This is a genomic window from Bartonella sp. B10, assembly GCF_053794435.1.
Genome location: NZ_CP200030.1, coordinates 1,438,890 through 1,454,475, shown reverse-complemented (window position 1 = coordinate 1,454,475; position 15,586 = coordinate 1,438,890). Strand labels below are relative to the sequence as shown.

The 15,586-nt window shown below is 35.0% G+C and carries 14 protein-coding genes; 10 read left to right on the top strand and 4 right to left on the bottom strand.

What is annotated here, in order from left to right; genetic code table 11:
- Positions 1-66: 66 nt before the first annotated feature.
- Both hdaA and V3565_RS06150 read right to left on the bottom strand, forming a co-directional pair.
- Complete coding sequence (gene hdaA, locus V3565_RS06155; RefSeq protein WP_455478295.1) at positions 67-756, bottom strand: DnaA regulatory inactivator HdaA; 690 nt, start codon at positions 754-756, stop codon at positions 67-69.
- On the bottom strand, positions 753-1,916 hold the full coding sequence (locus V3565_RS06150) for an AI-2E family transporter (RefSeq protein WP_455478883.1): 1,164 nt from the start codon (positions 1,914-1,916) through the stop codon (positions 753-755). Before V3565_RS06150 ends, hdaA begins: the two co-directional genes overlap by 4 nt.
- Positions 1,917-2,121: 205 nt before the next feature.
- On the opposite strand from V3565_RS06150, the gene purM reads away from it, so the two are divergent.
- Positions 2,122-3,213, top strand: coding sequence for a phosphoribosylformylglycinamidine cyclo-ligase (gene purM / locus V3565_RS06145; RefSeq protein WP_455478294.1), 1,092 nt, complete (start codon positions 2,122-2,124; stop codon positions 3,211-3,213).
- Positions 3,210-3,821 (top strand): phosphoribosylglycinamide formyltransferase, encoded by a 612-nt coding sequence (gene purN, locus V3565_RS06140; protein ID WP_455478293.1) that lies wholly within the window; start codon positions 3,210-3,212, stop codon positions 3,819-3,821. Before purM ends, purN begins: the two co-directional genes overlap by 4 nt.
- Before the next feature lie 235 nt (positions 3,822-4,056).
- Here purN and V3565_RS06135 read toward each other — a convergent pair whose 3' ends face one another.
- A complete protein-coding gene (locus V3565_RS06135) occupies positions 4,057-6,615 on the bottom strand; it encodes an ATP-binding protein (RefSeq protein WP_455478292.1) in 2,559 nt (852 codons plus the stop codon).
- 222 nt (positions 6,616-6,837) lie between these two features.
- Here V3565_RS06135 and V3565_RS06130 point away from each other — a divergent pair, with 222 nt between their 5' ends.
- Positions 6,838-7,371, top strand: a complete 534-nt coding sequence (locus tag V3565_RS06130; protein WP_455478291.1) for a flagellar biosynthetic protein FliO — start codon at positions 6,838-6,840, stop codon at positions 7,369-7,371.
- 51 nt (positions 7,372-7,422) lie between these two features.
- Here V3565_RS06130 and dksA read toward each other — a convergent pair whose 3' ends face one another.
- Positions 7,423-7,839 (bottom strand): RNA polymerase-binding protein DksA, encoded by a 417-nt coding sequence (gene dksA / locus V3565_RS06125; RefSeq protein WP_455478290.1) that lies wholly within the window; start codon positions 7,837-7,839, stop codon positions 7,423-7,425.
- Positions 7,840-8,555: 716 nt separating this feature from the next.
- Here dksA and rpe point away from each other — a divergent pair.
- The 7 genes from rpe (at position 8,556) to purL (ending at position 15,560) form a co-directional block, all read left to right on the top strand.
- Positions 8,556-9,230 (top strand): ribulose-phosphate 3-epimerase, encoded by a 675-nt coding sequence (gene rpe / locus V3565_RS06120; RefSeq protein ID WP_455478289.1) that lies wholly within the window; start codon positions 8,556-8,558, stop codon positions 9,228-9,230.
- A gap of 24 nt (positions 9,231-9,254) precedes the next feature.
- Complete coding sequence (gene purB, locus V3565_RS06115) at positions 9,255-10,556, top strand: adenylosuccinate lyase (protein ID WP_455478288.1); 1,302 nt, start codon at positions 9,255-9,257, stop codon at positions 10,554-10,556.
- Positions 10,557-10,657: 101 nt separating this feature from the next.
- Positions 10,658-11,206: an alpha/beta hydrolase gene (locus V3565_RS06110; RefSeq protein WP_455478287.1), complete on the top strand. Its 549-nt coding sequence runs from the start codon at positions 10,658-10,660 to the stop codon at positions 11,204-11,206.
- A 178-nt stretch (positions 11,207-11,384) separates the two neighbouring features.
- Positions 11,385-12,149 (top strand): phosphoribosylaminoimidazolesuccinocarboxamide synthase, encoded by a 765-nt coding sequence (purC, locus tag V3565_RS06105; RefSeq protein WP_455478286.1) that lies wholly within the window; start codon positions 11,385-11,387, stop codon positions 12,147-12,149.
- Between the two features lie 81 nt (positions 12,150-12,230).
- Positions 12,231-12,470, top strand: coding sequence for a phosphoribosylformylglycinamidine synthase subunit PurS (gene purS, locus V3565_RS06100; RefSeq protein WP_455478285.1), 240 nt, complete (start codon positions 12,231-12,233; stop codon positions 12,468-12,470).
- A gap of 12 nt (positions 12,471-12,482) precedes the next feature.
- A complete protein-coding gene (purQ, locus tag V3565_RS06095) occupies positions 12,483-13,154 on the top strand; it encodes a phosphoribosylformylglycinamidine synthase subunit PurQ (RefSeq protein WP_455478284.1) in 672 nt (223 codons plus the stop codon).
- A gap of 195 nt (positions 13,155-13,349) precedes the next feature.
- Positions 13,350-15,560: a phosphoribosylformylglycinamidine synthase subunit PurL gene (gene purL / locus V3565_RS06090; protein WP_455478882.1), complete on the top strand. Its 2,211-nt coding sequence runs from the start codon at positions 13,350-13,352 to the stop codon at positions 15,558-15,560.
- The last annotated feature ends 26 nt before the right edge of the window (positions 15,561-15,586 follow it).

The following is a 15,586-nucleotide window of genomic DNA, read 5'->3' as shown; positions in this document are numbered from 1 at the left end:
ATCCAGCTCTTATCAAAAATTTTATACTTTTACACAAAGATAAGTACATAAATTAGAAAAAAGTATTTAATGAATTTCCATATTCAAAACTTCACCAACAACAGCACGTGTGATTTTGCTTTTTCTTTGTAATGCTAGCTGATCAATAGAATCAATAATACGCTTCAACGAAAATAAAGAACGCTCACAACGATTTATAAGATAGTAAATGATATCTGGATGAACAGTAATTTGCTTGTCAGAAAAAAGCTTAAAAGCAACAGCTGTCAACAACGCATCATCAGGTTGATCAATTGTAACCAACATAACAGAATTAAGACGACTCCTTAAATCATTTAACTGTATATTCCAACTAGAAGGTACTGTACGTGCAGTGATTAGTAAAGTAGATTGACACGCATTAAGATTTGCTTGCTTAATACTATTAATAAAATGAAAAAGGTCAATTTCACTAATTTTACCAGCGTCAATATCCTCAATTAAAAACGATTTTCCTGAAGAAGCCACAGCAATAGCTTGATTAATTTTATTACGATGAATAATTAAAGCGTCAGCTTTCTGTGCCCATACATTAGAAAAATGAGTTTTTCCGGATCCTTCTTTTCCAACCAAAACTGCGACAGGCAGAATCCAGTTTGGCCAATGGTCAATTAGCTTAAAAGCCATACGATTGCTTTCTGTAATGATTAAATCATCAAATTGAAAAGCAGACTTGTAAGAAAAATTTAAAGGTAACTGCATTTCACGCTCATTCATGTCAGCGGCTCCGAATTTCCACTTCGAGAATACATTTGAGAATTAAGATAAGTATGAAGGGCAAAACGAACCAAAACACCAACAACCGCAGCAGCAGGAACTGCAACAAGCATGCCAGTGAAACCAAATAACGAAGAAAAAGCAAAAAGCGCAAACATCAACCACACTGGGTGAAGCCCTACTGACGAGCCTACAAGTTTAGGTTGAAGAATATAACCTTCAATAAATTGTCCTATAAAAAAGATAGTTATAATGACAATAATCCAACCCCAATTATCTGGGTAGAACTGAACCCATGCTACACCAACAGATAGAACAAAACCACTCATTGCGCCGATATAAGGAATAAAACTTATAAGACCAACCAACACACCAATTAAAAGACTGAAATTGAGTCCTGTGATAGTAAGACAAATAGTATAATATCCTCCCAATATTAAACAAACTGTTCCTTGTCCACGAACAAAGCCAGCAACAGCTCTATCCATTTCATGAAAAATACCACGGACAGTTTTAAGATGATCTCGTGGTATCCACGAATCAACTGCTGACACCATACGTGGCCAATCTAGTAACATATAAAATGCCACCACAGGTGCTACTATAAATAGACTAACTATGTTAACTATAGATTTTCCCGATTTCAAAAGTGAATTCAAAAGAGATCTAATGAAATCAGATCCCTGTCCTAAAAGCCCTGTTATATTAGTCTGCAATTCACTTGGGTCACTACCAAAATATCGCCTTACCCAATCAAAATCATGCTTACTAAAAAAAACCTGAATACGATGAATATAAATTGGCAAACCATCACTCATAAATTGCTGGATTTGACCACTAATAACAGGAATCAAGATTATTAAGGCAGCAACAAAAACAACAATAATAAACAAAGTAATCAGAATAGTACCAAAAACACGACGAATACCAATTTTTTCAAGAAATTGAACAATTGGATTAAGAAAGTAAGCTAATACAATCCCTGCAACAAAAGGAAGTAAAATTGATCCAAAGACGAACATAAAAAGAATGAAAAAAACCAATGTACTCAACCAAAACAAAATTTGCTTTTTCATATTCATATTGTTTGGTAGTGATACTTGAGCATAAGCTGTGTAACAACTATGAGCTCTACCCCCAGTAATGTTTTCTTGTGCCATCTGCAAAGCAGAATTATCGTGATTATCCGGTATCTTACTCATAAACATTCCAAAAAAATTCTTATAAAAGATTATAAACTTATTTTACACGGGTCAAGTAAAGTCACTAATTTCTTAAACGCTAAATACCAATATATCTTGCAGAGATAACTTTACCATGGCATTGCATAATATAATAATCTGATTTTCCATAAGGAAAGCTTAAATGAGCGATAACGATAAAAATCTAACGAATGATAAATCTAATAATGGTCTTACCTACACAAAAGCCGGTGTAAATATCGATATGGGTAATGCCATGGTAAAAAAAATTAAACCCTACATACGCTTAACAAAACGAGCGGGTACAAATGCAGAAATTGGTGGCTTTGGTGGCTTGTTTGATTTAAAGGCAACAGGCTTCACAGATCCTATCCTCGTAGCTGCCAATGATGGTGTAGGAACAAAATTAAAAATTGCTATTGAAATGGGTGTACACGATACTGTCGGTATTGATCTCGTAGCCATGTGTGTCAATGATTTACTTGTACAAGGTGCTGAACCTCTCTTCTTTCTTGATTATTTTGCGACCGGAAAACTTGATCCTGAACAAGGTGCTACAATAATTTCAGGTATTGCGGCTGGATGTCAGCAAGCAGGAGCTGCTCTCATTGGAGGAGAAACTGCAGAAATGCCTGATATGTATGCGAAAGGAGACTATGACTTGGCAGGATTTGCCGTAGGAGCTGTCGAACGTAACGCACTATTACCGTCACAAAACATTATGGAAGGTGATATTATTTTAGGTCTTAGCTCATCCGGAGTGCATTCCAACGGCTTTTCGCTAGTTAGACATATTATCCAACAAAGTGGCCTAAAATTAGAAGATCCAGCCCCTTTTAATCCCCAAATTAGCCTTGGCACAACACTTCTCACACCAACACGCATTTACGTAAAATCACTCCTATCAGTTATACGAAATTATGAAGGAATCAAAGCTTTAGCTCATATCACAGGCGGAGGTTTTCTCGAAAATATTCCACGCGTACTGCCAGCAACTCTTTGCGCTGAAATCAATCTGTCTGCTATTAATGTTCCATCGGTCTTTTCATGGATCGCTGAACAAGGTAAAATAGAGGAAATAGAAATGTTACGAACATTTAATTGCGGTATTGGTATGGTCATTATCGTAGCACAAAATGCAGTAAAAACGATTACAGAAGAACTTAAAAAACAAGGAGAAACCGTTACTTTGCTGGGTATTTTAACAAAACACCAAAATAAGAAAATTTTTTGTAAAGGAACACTTCATTTATGAAAAAACAAATTGTTGTCTTTATCTCTGGCAATGGATCTAATATGTTAGCCCTTGCTGAAAAAAGCAAACAAGAAACATATCCAGCTAAGATCGCTGCTGTTATTTGTGACAACCCTCATGCTGCTGGCATTGAAAAAGCACGTAACTTTCATTTGCCTGTTCATATTATTGATCACAAAAGTTATCCAACTAGAAAAGCACATGAAGAATCTATCTTTCGAGTTTTAGATCAATATCAGCCAGACATTATTTGCTTTGCGGGTTATATGCGACTCGTTTCAGCGCACTTTATAAAACCATATGAAGGACGAATTTTAAACATTCATCCTTCCCTTCTACCATCATTTAAAGGTTTGAAAACTCATGAAAGAGTTTTACAAGCAGGTGTTAAAATTACTGGTTGCACTGTTCACCTGGTTACGGAAGACATGGATGCAGGAACAATTATTGCCCAAGCAGCAGTTCCAGTATGCACAAACGATACCATTGATAGCTTAACACAAAGAGTTCTTAAAATTGAACACAAGCTCTACCCGCAGGCTTTAAAAGCCTTCATTGAAGGAAACGATAAAATGACAAATGCTCAACAACAACTTCTATCCTTTTGAGTACATTAACTTGCTCGTTACAAAATTATACCTTAATTTAATTACTAAAAATACATATTTTAAACTGTAATTATATTTAATTTAATGTTAGATTTACTATTTTAAGAAAATTTTATACACAAAATCTACAATAATTTATTTTTTCGCTATGAGTATTAAAATGATTATTAGCTACTGTTTTATTATAATGACATGTATATTTAAAAAATAAAAATAATGCATCATTTTTCTCTTTTTACTGTGCAAGCATTTTTTTGACCTCTATAGCCAACTGTTTAAGTGTAAATGGTTTAGATAAAAAACCAAATGAAGCATTTTGCGGAAGATTTTTGGTGAAATTATCTTTTGTATATCCAGAAATAAAAATAAATTTGATGTCAGGATAATTTTGGCGCACTTCCTTAAATAAAGTTGGCCCATCCATTTCTGGCATCACCACATCGGAAACAATAATATCAATAGCGCCCTTATTTTCTTCAAGAATAGCGAGTGCATCCATCCCGCTTGCCGCTTCTAAAACATTATATCCTCTCATTTTGAGCGCTCTTACTCCACCTATTCTTACAGAATCTTCATCCTCAACTAATAAAACAGTTGCGGATCCTGTTAAGTCTGCACTTTTGTCTTCTTCATTTTTTCTTTCCTTATCTACTTTTTGAATTTGCCAAGAAATCTTATCACCAGTCTCAGATATGCAACGAGGAAGAAAAATATGAAATTTTGCACCCTCCTCTTCTCGGCTATCACAATAAATATAACCACCTGTCTGTTTTATAATCCCATAAACCATTGATAAACCAAGTCCGGTTCCTTTTCCGACTTCTTTTGTTGTAAAAAATGGCTCAAATATTTTTTCTTGGATAGAAGGTGATATCCCAGTTCCTGTATCTGAAATAGTTAACTGCACATATTCACCAATCGCAAAATCAAAATTATCCAATTCGGCACTTTGTTGTTTTGTAATATTGTTGGTTGCAATCGTGATAGTACCTCCTTTTGGCATAGCATCACGTGCATTAATAACCAAATTCATAATGACACGCTGAAAAGATGCTTGATCGACCTCAACGCTCCATAAATCTCTACCATGAATAATTTTTAACTGAATACTGGTACCCAAAAGGGGTAAAATAAGATTACGAATGTCTGATAAAAATTCGGTAAAATCAACTTTTTCAGGTCGAAGTGTTTGCTTTCTAGAAAACGCTAACAATTGCTGTACAAGTGCCGCTGCACGATTAGCATTATTTTTGATATTGATAAGATCAGCATATGCTGGATCAGAACTACGATGTGTATTTAAAAGAAGGTCACACGACATCACAATTGCTGTTAAAACATTATTAAAATCATGAGCAATACCACCAGCTAATTGCCCAACAGCCTGCATTTTTTGGCTTTGCACCATTTTATCTTCAAGCGTTTTTTGTTCTGTTATTTCTGTAACAGATACAATGACCCAATTTTGTAATTCATCAATATGATATGATGCTGCAGGAACAATATGAAGACGTAAATGACGTTCTTTATTATTTTCTAAAACTGTTTCTATTAAAACTGAACAATCTTTATTTGTCGCAATCTTCTGAAATGCGTGCTCTAGCTGCGCACTATCATACTGAGATATAATATCATAAAGTTTAGTATTTTTGCCCGTATATCCCATCAACAAAGAAAAAGGGCGATTACTGTAAACTAATTGTCCTTTTTGATTTACCACTGCTATTGCAAAAGGACTTACATCGAAATATTCTACTAGTGCACTTTGTAATTTTGGTTGAAATTCATCATTTTTCTTTTGTCTCTGCTGTGGTATCATTATGATGCGGTAGACGATTTCATTCTCCGAAAGAGAAGAAGAACACATAAAGCAATTCAATATTTTCTCGCTGCCATCCTCTGAACTTACACGTAATGAAAATGTATAAGGCATAGAATAACCCAAATGTTGGTATTTATGACTTTGTAAACAAATATCACTCCACGCACTATTGTTTTCACTGCTACAAAATAGCTGATCAAAATTATATTGACCAACAGTAAAATTCACCAAACCAATAGAAAACCATTCAGCAAAAAATGCATTTGCATAAAGAATTATTCCGTGTGCATTAACAGATAAAAAACCAACAGAAGTTTGCTCTAAGTGATCAACAGCCTCTTGAAAAGAAGAAAAAAAAGATTCACGACAATTCTGCAAATGCGAAACATCCGTGATGCGCCAGAGCAAAAATTTTTTTCTTCGCTTTGTTATCGGTTGAATGAAAATATTGTACCAAACAGGACCTCTTTGTGTAGAATGGTTAAAAATTGGCTGCTCCGTTCTTAACTCTTCCTGCGTCGTACGATTGCTACATGCAGCAACTTTTAATCGATACGAAAGACTACCAGATCCAGAAAGATCTGCAATAACCGCATAACAAGATGCATCAGGCCTATATGTAATAATTTTTCGATAACTGTGATTAGAATAATAAACACAACCTGATAGGTCTGATACTATAAACACCTCATCAGCATCATTAAAAATGCTCAAATCAAAATCTTCATGCAAATATTCTGTCTTGTAGCTTATCTTGCCCATTATTATCAAAATAAGCGTAACAAAACCTATAACTGCAAAAGCTAAAAAAAATACCAACGCAGCTTTATAAAAATAGCTCTTCGGATAAAAAAAACCTAAAAACCCCACAATAAACAAAAAAGCTATTACAAAAACAAAACAAAAAACTACAACTATCCAATGTACGGAAGTAGACGATGATTTTTCAATATTATCAAAACCTTTGTCCATTTCTATTTACCTTAGTTAAGGGCATTTATTATGCTAAAAATTATCTTTATGATCGATATTATACAGTGTACATCATGATAATACCTATCCAATTAAAATCACTTAATATTTAAAAAATCATGTTTTAACCACATTTTATAGTACAGATGACCATGTTGAAGTATATTTACAAACCTATATAAATAGAAAATAATACTTTAATCATGAAAATGGAAAAATAACATGCATGCATGGTTATCAAATCAGATAGGCGCATTCACAGAAAGCATAACCGTAGGTTTTATGCTTTTTGTGGTGATAATTGTGATTAGTGCTATGGTCATTATGTTTTTACGCCATTTTAACAAAAGAGACTTCAATACCCATAAAAAAAATCCAATACAAAGACTTACTATATGTGATGCAATAAAAATTGATTGTGCACGTCGTCTTATTTTGGTACGTTGCGATGATACAGAGCATTTAATTCTAATTGGTGGATCAACAGATTGCGTTGTGAAATCCAATGTGGTTGGTTCTCCTCAAAGTATTTACCAACAAAAGAAAAATACACAACCAGCATCAACAATACTAGAAACTCACCAAGATCATGATCTGACAGAAAAAAGTTCTTTTTCTACGTGTAAGATGGAGCATGCGCAGGAAAACATTCCAATTTCTTTTGTGGATAATGGACATTTGAAAGACTCGGCAATTATTGCAGAAATTGAAGGAAGACAAGAACCATCCTTATTCGTTCCTTCCCCAAAAAAATAAAATAATAATCCTGATATGTTGAATATTTGGTTTATTTTCTATCACGACCAATCAATCATCACGGTAAACCTTTTCCCGTCGTTCATGACGCTCTTGCGCCTCCAATGACAGCACCGCTATCGGCCTAGCTTCAAGACGTTTTATACTAATAGGTTCACCAGTTTCTTCACAAAATCCGTAAGTACCATTATCAATGCGTTCCAAAGCAGCATCTATCTTTGAAATAAGCTTTCTTTGACGATCACGAGCACGTAATTCAATTGTACGGTCAGTCTCACAGGACGCTCTATCGGTAAAATCAGGTTGACCAGCACTCTCTTCTTGCAAATTATCTAAAGTTTCACGAGCTTCTTTTAATATATCATTCTTCCAAGAAATCAATTTAGCGCGAAAATATGCTTTTTGCCGTTCATTCATAAAAGGTTCATCTTCACTAGGACGATATTGACCACCAACCTTTTTTTTCATGCCATAAACCTCCATATATGGTATGTGTGGCCTATATATTTTGTAATACCAATCAACACAAGTGTGAAATGCTTTTTTTTATAGCAACATACCAACAAGTTTTTTATAAAATATATCATTTTATGTTTGCTCTAATCAGAACAGCAATATGATATGATAAGCCATTCTTAATTGTGCTTATAAGCCCACAAAACAAAAATAGGATATAGATAGCATTTTTCTATGCTAACGACTTATTACAATACCTTAACAGATAAAATGAAGTATATTGCGCGCTTATCTCATTAAACTAAATAACAATAACTAAAAAATGCCTTCTAACAAAACAGTTATTTTCCAAAAAGATTGACACAAGATTTTATTTTGCACAAACTGGTTGTTTTTAGAATTATCTCAAATTAGATTAAGTAAGAAGTATTGCAAAATTATGTAATAAAAAATAATTAGGTTATTATTGTATTTCTTTTTTTGATACCATCAATTATCATAATTACACTAACCACTTGTACAATGCCTCATCATATCTTTATAAAATAATAATACGTTGAAGTTATGTATATTAATGTACAATGTGATTTGATACACCTTTCATATACAATTTCTAAAATCTCAAGTAAAATTTCAATTCTATATATAGCTCCATTCTCTGATATTCTACACATATGATATTTGAACATGTAGAACTGCATGCTAAAAAAACAACTAAGGAGATCTTAATGCCTCATTCTTATTTCATTGCACCTTCACTATTGGCTTCTGATTTTTCTAAACTTGGCCAAGAAGTATTGGATGTTGTCGATGCTGGTGCAGACTGGATTCACTTTGATGTTATGGATGGCCATTTTGTTCCTAATATCACTTTTGGGCCTGATGTAATTAAATCTCTACGCCCGTTAACAAAAACAATATTTGACGTTCATTTGATGATTACACCAGTGGATCCTTATCTTGAAGCGTTCGCAAAAGCTGGATCAGACATCATAACTATTCATGCGGAAGCAAGTCCTCATCTTCATCGTTCTATACAAAAAATAAAAGCTATGGGAAAAAAAGCAGGAATCGCAATTAATCCAGGAACATCAGAACATATTCTTGAATATTTGCTTGATCAATTAGATCTTATCTTAGTAATGACTGTCAATCCTGGTTTTGGTGGACAAAATTTTATCATAGAAATGCAAAACAAAATTAAACGAATTAAAAACATGATTGTTAACCGTCCCATTGATCTTGAAGTAGACGGCGGTATCACTACAAATACAATTGGAATAACTGCAAAAACTGGTGCAAATGTATTTGTAGCAGGCTCTGCAATTTATAAAAATGGACACAAAGACCTTTACAAAACGCGTATTAATGCATTGCGCCAAGCTGCAATTCTCTCGCAATAACACAATCACCATAAGGAAAAAGTCATGATAACACGTTATTCCCGCTCTGAAATGGCGGCAATTTGGTCAGCAGAAACGAAATACCGTATTTGGTTTGAAATTGAAGCACATGCCTGTGATGCACTAGCCCAGTTGGGTATTATTCCAAAAGAAGCAGCAAAAATAATTTGGGAAAAAGGAACGGCAGCCAAATTTGATATCAATCGTATCAATGAAATTGAAGAAATAACCAAGCATGATGTTATAGCATTTCTTACCCACTTAGCCGAATTCATTGGGCCAGAAGCTCGTTTTGTTCACCAAGGTATGACATCATCAGATATTTTAGATACAACACTTAATATTCAATTGATGCGTGCCAGCAATATTCTTTTAAAAGATATAGAAAAACTTCTTGAAGCATTAAAAAAACGTGCTTTTGAACATAAAGAAACAATCACCATTGGACGCAGTCATGGCATTCATGCTGAACCAACAACGTTTGGTATTAAATTTGCTCTCGCATACGCTGAATTTTCCCGCTGTCACAAACGTCTTCTTGCAGCACGCGAAGAAATTTCTACTTGTGCCATCTCAGGAGCAGTAGGAACCTTTGCAAACATTGATCCACGAGTTGAAGAACATGTAGCAAAAGCTTTAGGTATGCGCATAGAACCCATTTCTACCCAAGTTATACCACGAGATCGTCACGCAATGTTTTTTGCAACGCTTGGTGTTATTGCCTCATCAATTGAACGATTATCTATAGAAATACGCCATCTGCAACGAACAGAAATTCTTGAAGTAGAAGAGTATTTTTCACCTGGACAAAAAGGATCATCTGCTATGCCTCATAAACGAAATCCAGTTTTAACAGAAAATTTAACTGGATTAGCACGTATGGTACGTGCATTTTCGCTTCCTTCTATGGAAAATGTAGCACTGTGGCATGAACGTGATATTTCTCATTCATCTGTTGAGCGTTATATCGCTCCTGATGCTACGATTACACTTGATTTTTCTCTTGATAGACTGACATCTGTCATTAAAAATTTAATTATCTATCCAGAAAACATGCAAAAAAATCTTAATAAATTTCGTGGTCTTGTGCATTCACAACGTGTACTTTTAGCACTCACTCAAGCCGGAATTAGTCGTGAAGATTCTTATAGAATTGTCCAAAGAAACGCGATGAAAGTTTGGGAACAAGGAAAGGATTTTTTAGAGGAATTGCTCAAAGATAAAGATGTTACAAAAGCTTTAACTGAGACAGAACTTCGTGAAAAATTTGACCTTTCTTATCATACAAAACATGTCGACACGATTTTTAAACGAGTCTTCGAATAGCAACAAAATTTTCTATAAATGAAGAAATATATTGTCTTTCACCTACGATACAAAAGCTCACCATTGCACTCCAAATTTTATTGTAATGAAGGAAACAATTAATGAAAGTAAATCAACTCGATATTCTTATGATTCCTGACCATCAAGGATATAGTTCTGATCATTGGCAAACACGCTGGGGGAAAAAATTATCCACAGCTCGCCATATTCAACAAAATCATCAATCACATTTTAATGGTGAAAAATGGATTAATGAAATTAAAATTGCTATTGCACAATCTCAAAAACCCGTTGTTATTATTGCTCATTCATTAGGAGTCCCAGCAGCACTTCATGCAACTATACAAAGCACAAAAAAAATTTGTGGTGCTTTTCTTGTTGCCCCTCCAAACATAAACAATGAAGAGATATGCCCTAAATACTTTGAAACATTTAGCTCATACCACCGTAAAAAATTTCCCTTCCCATCCGTGGTAATAGCCAGCCGTAACGATAGATTTTGCCCATTTTCAATCGCAGAAAATCTTGCCTATGATTGGGGAGCACTCTTTATTGATGCTGGGCAATCTGGACACATTGATGTAGAATCTGGACATGGACCTTGGCCTGAAGGACTTATGGTTCTTTCCCATTTTCTTGCAAAGCTTTGATTTAGTTAAAGGTGATCTTTTTAATTCTAGCACAACATGTAACCTTGTTCCTTTTAGATAAAATACAAATAATAAAAATTCTTAAGAAGTATCGTAGCAATTATTGAGAATTTGTATCAATTAGGATAGTATTGCTTATCAATATTATTTAAGACCTCTCAAAAAATAGAGAATTACAATGAATCGTCGCCACCGTATTTATGAAGGCAAGGCTAAAATTTTATACGAAGGACCTGAACCAGGAACTTATATTCAATTTTTTAAAGATGATGCGACTGCCTTTAATGCAAAAAAACATGAAATTATAGACGGAAAAGGGGTTTTAAATAACCGCATTTCTGAACACATCTTTAGCCATCTTGGACGCTTAGGAATCCCAACACATTTTATCAAGCGTATCAATATGCGTGAGCAACTCATTAAAGCAGTTGAAATTATTCCGTTAGAGGTTGTTGTCCGTAACGTTGCTGCAGGTTCTCTTTCTAAACGCTTAGGATTAGAAGAAGGAACAGCTCTTTCACAATCCATCATTGAATTTTATTATAAAAATGATTCTCTAGATGATCCAATGGTAACAGAAGAACACATCACCGCTTTCGGATGGGCTGTTCCACAAGAATTAGAAGATATTATGCAACTTTCAATTCGAATTAATGATTTTCTTTCCGGATTTTTTGCAGGTGTTGGCATCCAATTAATTGATTTTAAAATGGAATTTGGTCGTTTATGGGAAAATGAAACAACACGTATTGTTCTTGCTGACGAAATTTCTCCCGATTCAGCTCGCTTGTGGGACATGCAAACACAAGAAAAAATGGACAAAGATCGTTTTCGCCGCGACATGGGTGGACTTATTGATGCTTATCAGGAAGTTGCAAAGCGTCTTGGTATAATCAACGAAAATGAACCTCAGAGACCTAGTGGTCCAGTTTTAGTTAAATAACAAACAAGATGATGTAATATCATCTTTCCTTTATTGAACATCATTCTCTTCCAAAAATTTCTCTAGCAATAGGAAATAAAAATGAAAGCACGTATTACAGTTACTCTCAAAGACAGCGTCCTTGATCCTCAAGGAAAAGCAATTGCTAGTGCTTTAAATAGCTTAGACTTTCACTGCATTCAATCTGTTCGCCAAGGAAAAATATTTGATATTATTCTTGATAGCATGCCTGCTGAATCTGCAAAGCAAGAACTTCAAAAAATGTGTGAAGAATTACTCGCAAATACTGTCATTGAAAACTATACAATAGAACTTCTTTAAGTGGATCTCTCCATGAAAACCGCTATCATTCAATTACCTGGATTAAATCGCGATCGAGATATGATTGCAGCATTACGCCATATAACAGGAGCTGAGCCAGTAAAAATTTGGCAAACAGATACAACAATTCCAGATGTAGATGTTATTATTATTCCTGGTGGTTTTTCTTATGGAGACTACTTGAGGTGTGGCGCTATTGGCGCACGGACACCAGTGTTACAAGCTGTTCGTGAAAAAGCACGTAAAGGTATTACAGTAATAGGTATATGTAATGGATTTCAAATTTTATTGGAAGCTGGATTATTGCCAGGTACTTTAATGCGTAATGCTTCATTGAAATTTGTTTGCCGTGAAATAAAACTCGAGGTAGTTAACGCCAGTACAAAATTTTCTCGATATTATTCCAAAGGACAAATTATCCGTTGTCCCGTTGCTCATCACGATGGAAATTATTTTGCTGACAGCGAAACATTAAAACAAATAGAAGACAATGAACAAATTGTTTTTCGTTATGCAGAAAATACGAACCCTAATGGTTCAATGAAAGATATTGCCGGTATTATCAATAAAGAAGGTAACGTTCTTGGTATGATGCCTCATCCTGAAAATTTTATTGAAGCTGCACATGGTGGTACTGATGGCCGTTTGCTTTTTCAAAGTGTTTTAGAATTAGTTAATGGATGATCATAATGGTAGATGTTGTAGATTATTTAACTATAATTACTGGAACAAAACAGCAAAAAACACATAATAACGTTTTAGCTTTATGATTCATTCGTCTATTCATCATCGATAAATAAAATACCTCATAATCTAAGCAACTAGATTAAAGACGAAATAAGTGATAAATTTTGATTAACTTAGTGGAATAAAGTGCCCATGAATCTTAATAATAACATTGCCATTACACCAGAAATAATTGCTCATCACGGTATAAAACCTGATGAATATCAGCGTATTTTAATATTAATTGGCAGAGAACCAACATTTACAGAACTTGGAATTTTTTCGGCAATGTGGAACGAACATTGTTCTTATAAATCTTCTAAAAAATGGCTCAAAACTTTGCCAACAAAAGGGAAATGTGTTGTCCAAGGACCTGGTGAAAATGCTGGTGTTGTTGATATTGGAAATGGCCAATGTGTTGTTTTTAAAATGGAGAGTCATAACCACCCTTCTTATATTGAACCTTATCAGGGGGCGGCAACAGGTGTTGGTGGTATTTTAAGAGATATTTTTACAATGGGTGCTCGTCCTGTTGCAACAATGAATGCATTGCGATTTGGATCCCCTAATCATCCACGAACGCGCCATCTTGTTGCTGGTGTTGTTTCTGGAATTGGTGGTTATGGCAATGCTTTTGGTGTTCCAACTATTGGTGGAGAAGTTAACTTTGATCAACGCTATAATGGCAATATTCTTGTAAATGCTTTTGCCGCTGGTATTGTAGAGAGAGACTCTATTTTTTATTCTAAAGCGCAAGGAATAGGACTTCCTGTTGTTTATCTTGGGGCAAAAACAGGACGTGATGGTGTCGGTGGAGCAACTATGGCTTCTACTGAATTTGATAACTCAATCAATGAAAAACGTCCAACCGTTCAAGTTGGTGATCCTTTTACTGAAAAGTGTCTCCTTGAAGCTTGTTTAGAATTGATGGCATTAGGAGCTGTCATTGCTATTCAAGATATGGGGGCTGCAGGACTTACATCATCAGCAGTTGAAATGGGCGCCAAAGGAAATCTTGGAATAGAGCTTAATCTTGATAAAGTCCCTGTTCGTGAAGAAAACATGACAGCATATGAAATGATGCTTTCTGAAAGCCAAGAACGCATGCTCATGGTGCTTAATCCTGAAATGGAACAACAAGCAGCTGAAATTTTTCAAAAATGGGGACTTCATTTCTCTATTATTGGAAAAACGACAGATGATTTACGTTTCCGTGTACTACATCGAGAAGAAGTTGTAGTTAATCTTCCTATCAAAGATCTTGGTAATGAAGCACCTGTTTATGACCGTCCTTGGATAGAACCTATTAAAAAAAATACTCTAAAAACAGAAGAAGTTAAAGAGATAGAAAATCTTGGCGATGCACTCTTAACATTATTAAACTCTTCTGATCAAAGCTCACGCCGGTGGGTTTATGAACAATATGATACACTTATCCAAGGAAATAGTCTTGTTGGCCCCGGAGGTGATGCAGGTATTATTCGTGTAAGTGATAACTGTAAACGTGCCCTTGCTTTTTCTTCTGATGTAACGCCGCGCTATTGTGAAGCTGATCCCTATGAAGGAGGAAAACAAGCTGTAGCAGAGTGTTGGCGCAATATCAGCGCTACAGGTGCAACACCATTAGCTGCCACTGATAACCTAAATTTTGGCAATCCTGAAAAGCCTGATATTATGGGGCAGCTGGTTTTTGCCATTAAAGGTATAGGTGAAGCTTGTAGGGTTCTCGACTTTCCAATCGTTTCAGGAAACGTTTCCCTTTATAATGAAACCAATGGCAAAGCCATTCCTCCTACTCCAACAATAGCTGGTGTTGGCATTCTTAATGATTGGTCAAAGATGGCAACAATCTACGGTATGCAAAATGGAGATATTATTGTTTTGGTTGGATCTTGTGGCTCACATTTAGGGCAATCGATCTACGCACGTAATATTTTAAATATTGATGCAGGTTCTCCTCCTTATGTAGATTTACAACTTGAAAAAAAGCATGGTCTATTTGTTAGAGATAGCATTAGTCTTGGTTTTATTCATGCTGCTCATGACCTTTCAGATGGAGGACTAGCTATCGCCCTTGCAGAAATGGTGATTAAAGCCAACAAAGGAATAAAAGCAGAATTAAGCAACAGGTCACCACGTCATGCAGAACTTTTTGGTGAAGATCAAGGACGTTACCTTTTAGCAGTAAAACCTGATGCACTTAATGCCCTTAAGGAACTTGCCCAAACAAATACTATTTGCCTTACAGAACTTGGTAAGGTCGAAGGTGATGCACTTGATATCAAAAACATATTAAAACTTTCAATATCAACACTAACACAAGCATATGAAGGCTGGTTTCCAAAGTTTATGGAAGAAAAATAAATAATTATTCATTTTTATAGGCTGTA

Coding starts and splice junctions, on each gene's coding strand:
- hdaA (WP_455478295.1), bottom strand. CDS start 756: ATGAATGAGCGTGAAATGCAGTTACCTTTAAATTTTTCTTACAAGTCT.
- V3565_RS06150 (WP_455478883.1), bottom strand. CDS start 1,916: ATGGCACAAGAAAACATTACTGGGGGTAGAGCTCATAGTTGTTACACA.
- purM (WP_455478294.1), top strand. CDS start 2,122: ATGAGCGATAACGATAAAAATCTAACGAATGATAAATCTAATAATGGT.
- purN (WP_455478293.1), top strand. CDS start 3,210: ATGAAAAAACAAATTGTTGTCTTTATCTCTGGCAATGGATCTAATATG.
- V3565_RS06135 (WP_455478292.1), bottom strand. CDS start 6,615: ATGGACAAAGGTTTTGATAATATTGAAAAATCATCGTCTACTTCCGTA.
- V3565_RS06130 (WP_455478291.1), top strand. CDS start 6,838: ATGCATGCATGGTTATCAAATCAGATAGGCGCATTCACAGAAAGCATA.
- dksA (WP_455478290.1), bottom strand. CDS start 7,839: ATGAAAAAAAAGGTTGGTGGTCAATATCGTCCTAGTGAAGATGAACCT.
- rpe (WP_455478289.1), top strand. CDS start 8,556: ATGCCTCATTCTTATTTCATTGCACCTTCACTATTGGCTTCTGATTTT.
- purB (WP_455478288.1), top strand. CDS start 9,255: ATGATAACACGTTATTCCCGCTCTGAAATGGCGGCAATTTGGTCAGCA.
- V3565_RS06110 (WP_455478287.1), top strand. CDS start 10,658: ATGAAAGTAAATCAACTCGATATTCTTATGATTCCTGACCATCAAGGA.
- purC (WP_455478286.1), top strand. CDS start 11,385: ATGAATCGTCGCCACCGTATTTATGAAGGCAAGGCTAAAATTTTATAC.
- purS (WP_455478285.1), top strand. CDS start 12,231: ATGAAAGCACGTATTACAGTTACTCTCAAAGACAGCGTCCTTGATCCT.
- purQ (WP_455478284.1), top strand. CDS start 12,483: ATGAAAACCGCTATCATTCAATTACCTGGATTAAATCGCGATCGAGAT.
- purL (WP_455478882.1), top strand. CDS start 13,350: ATGAATCTTAATAATAACATTGCCATTACACCAGAAATAATTGCTCAT.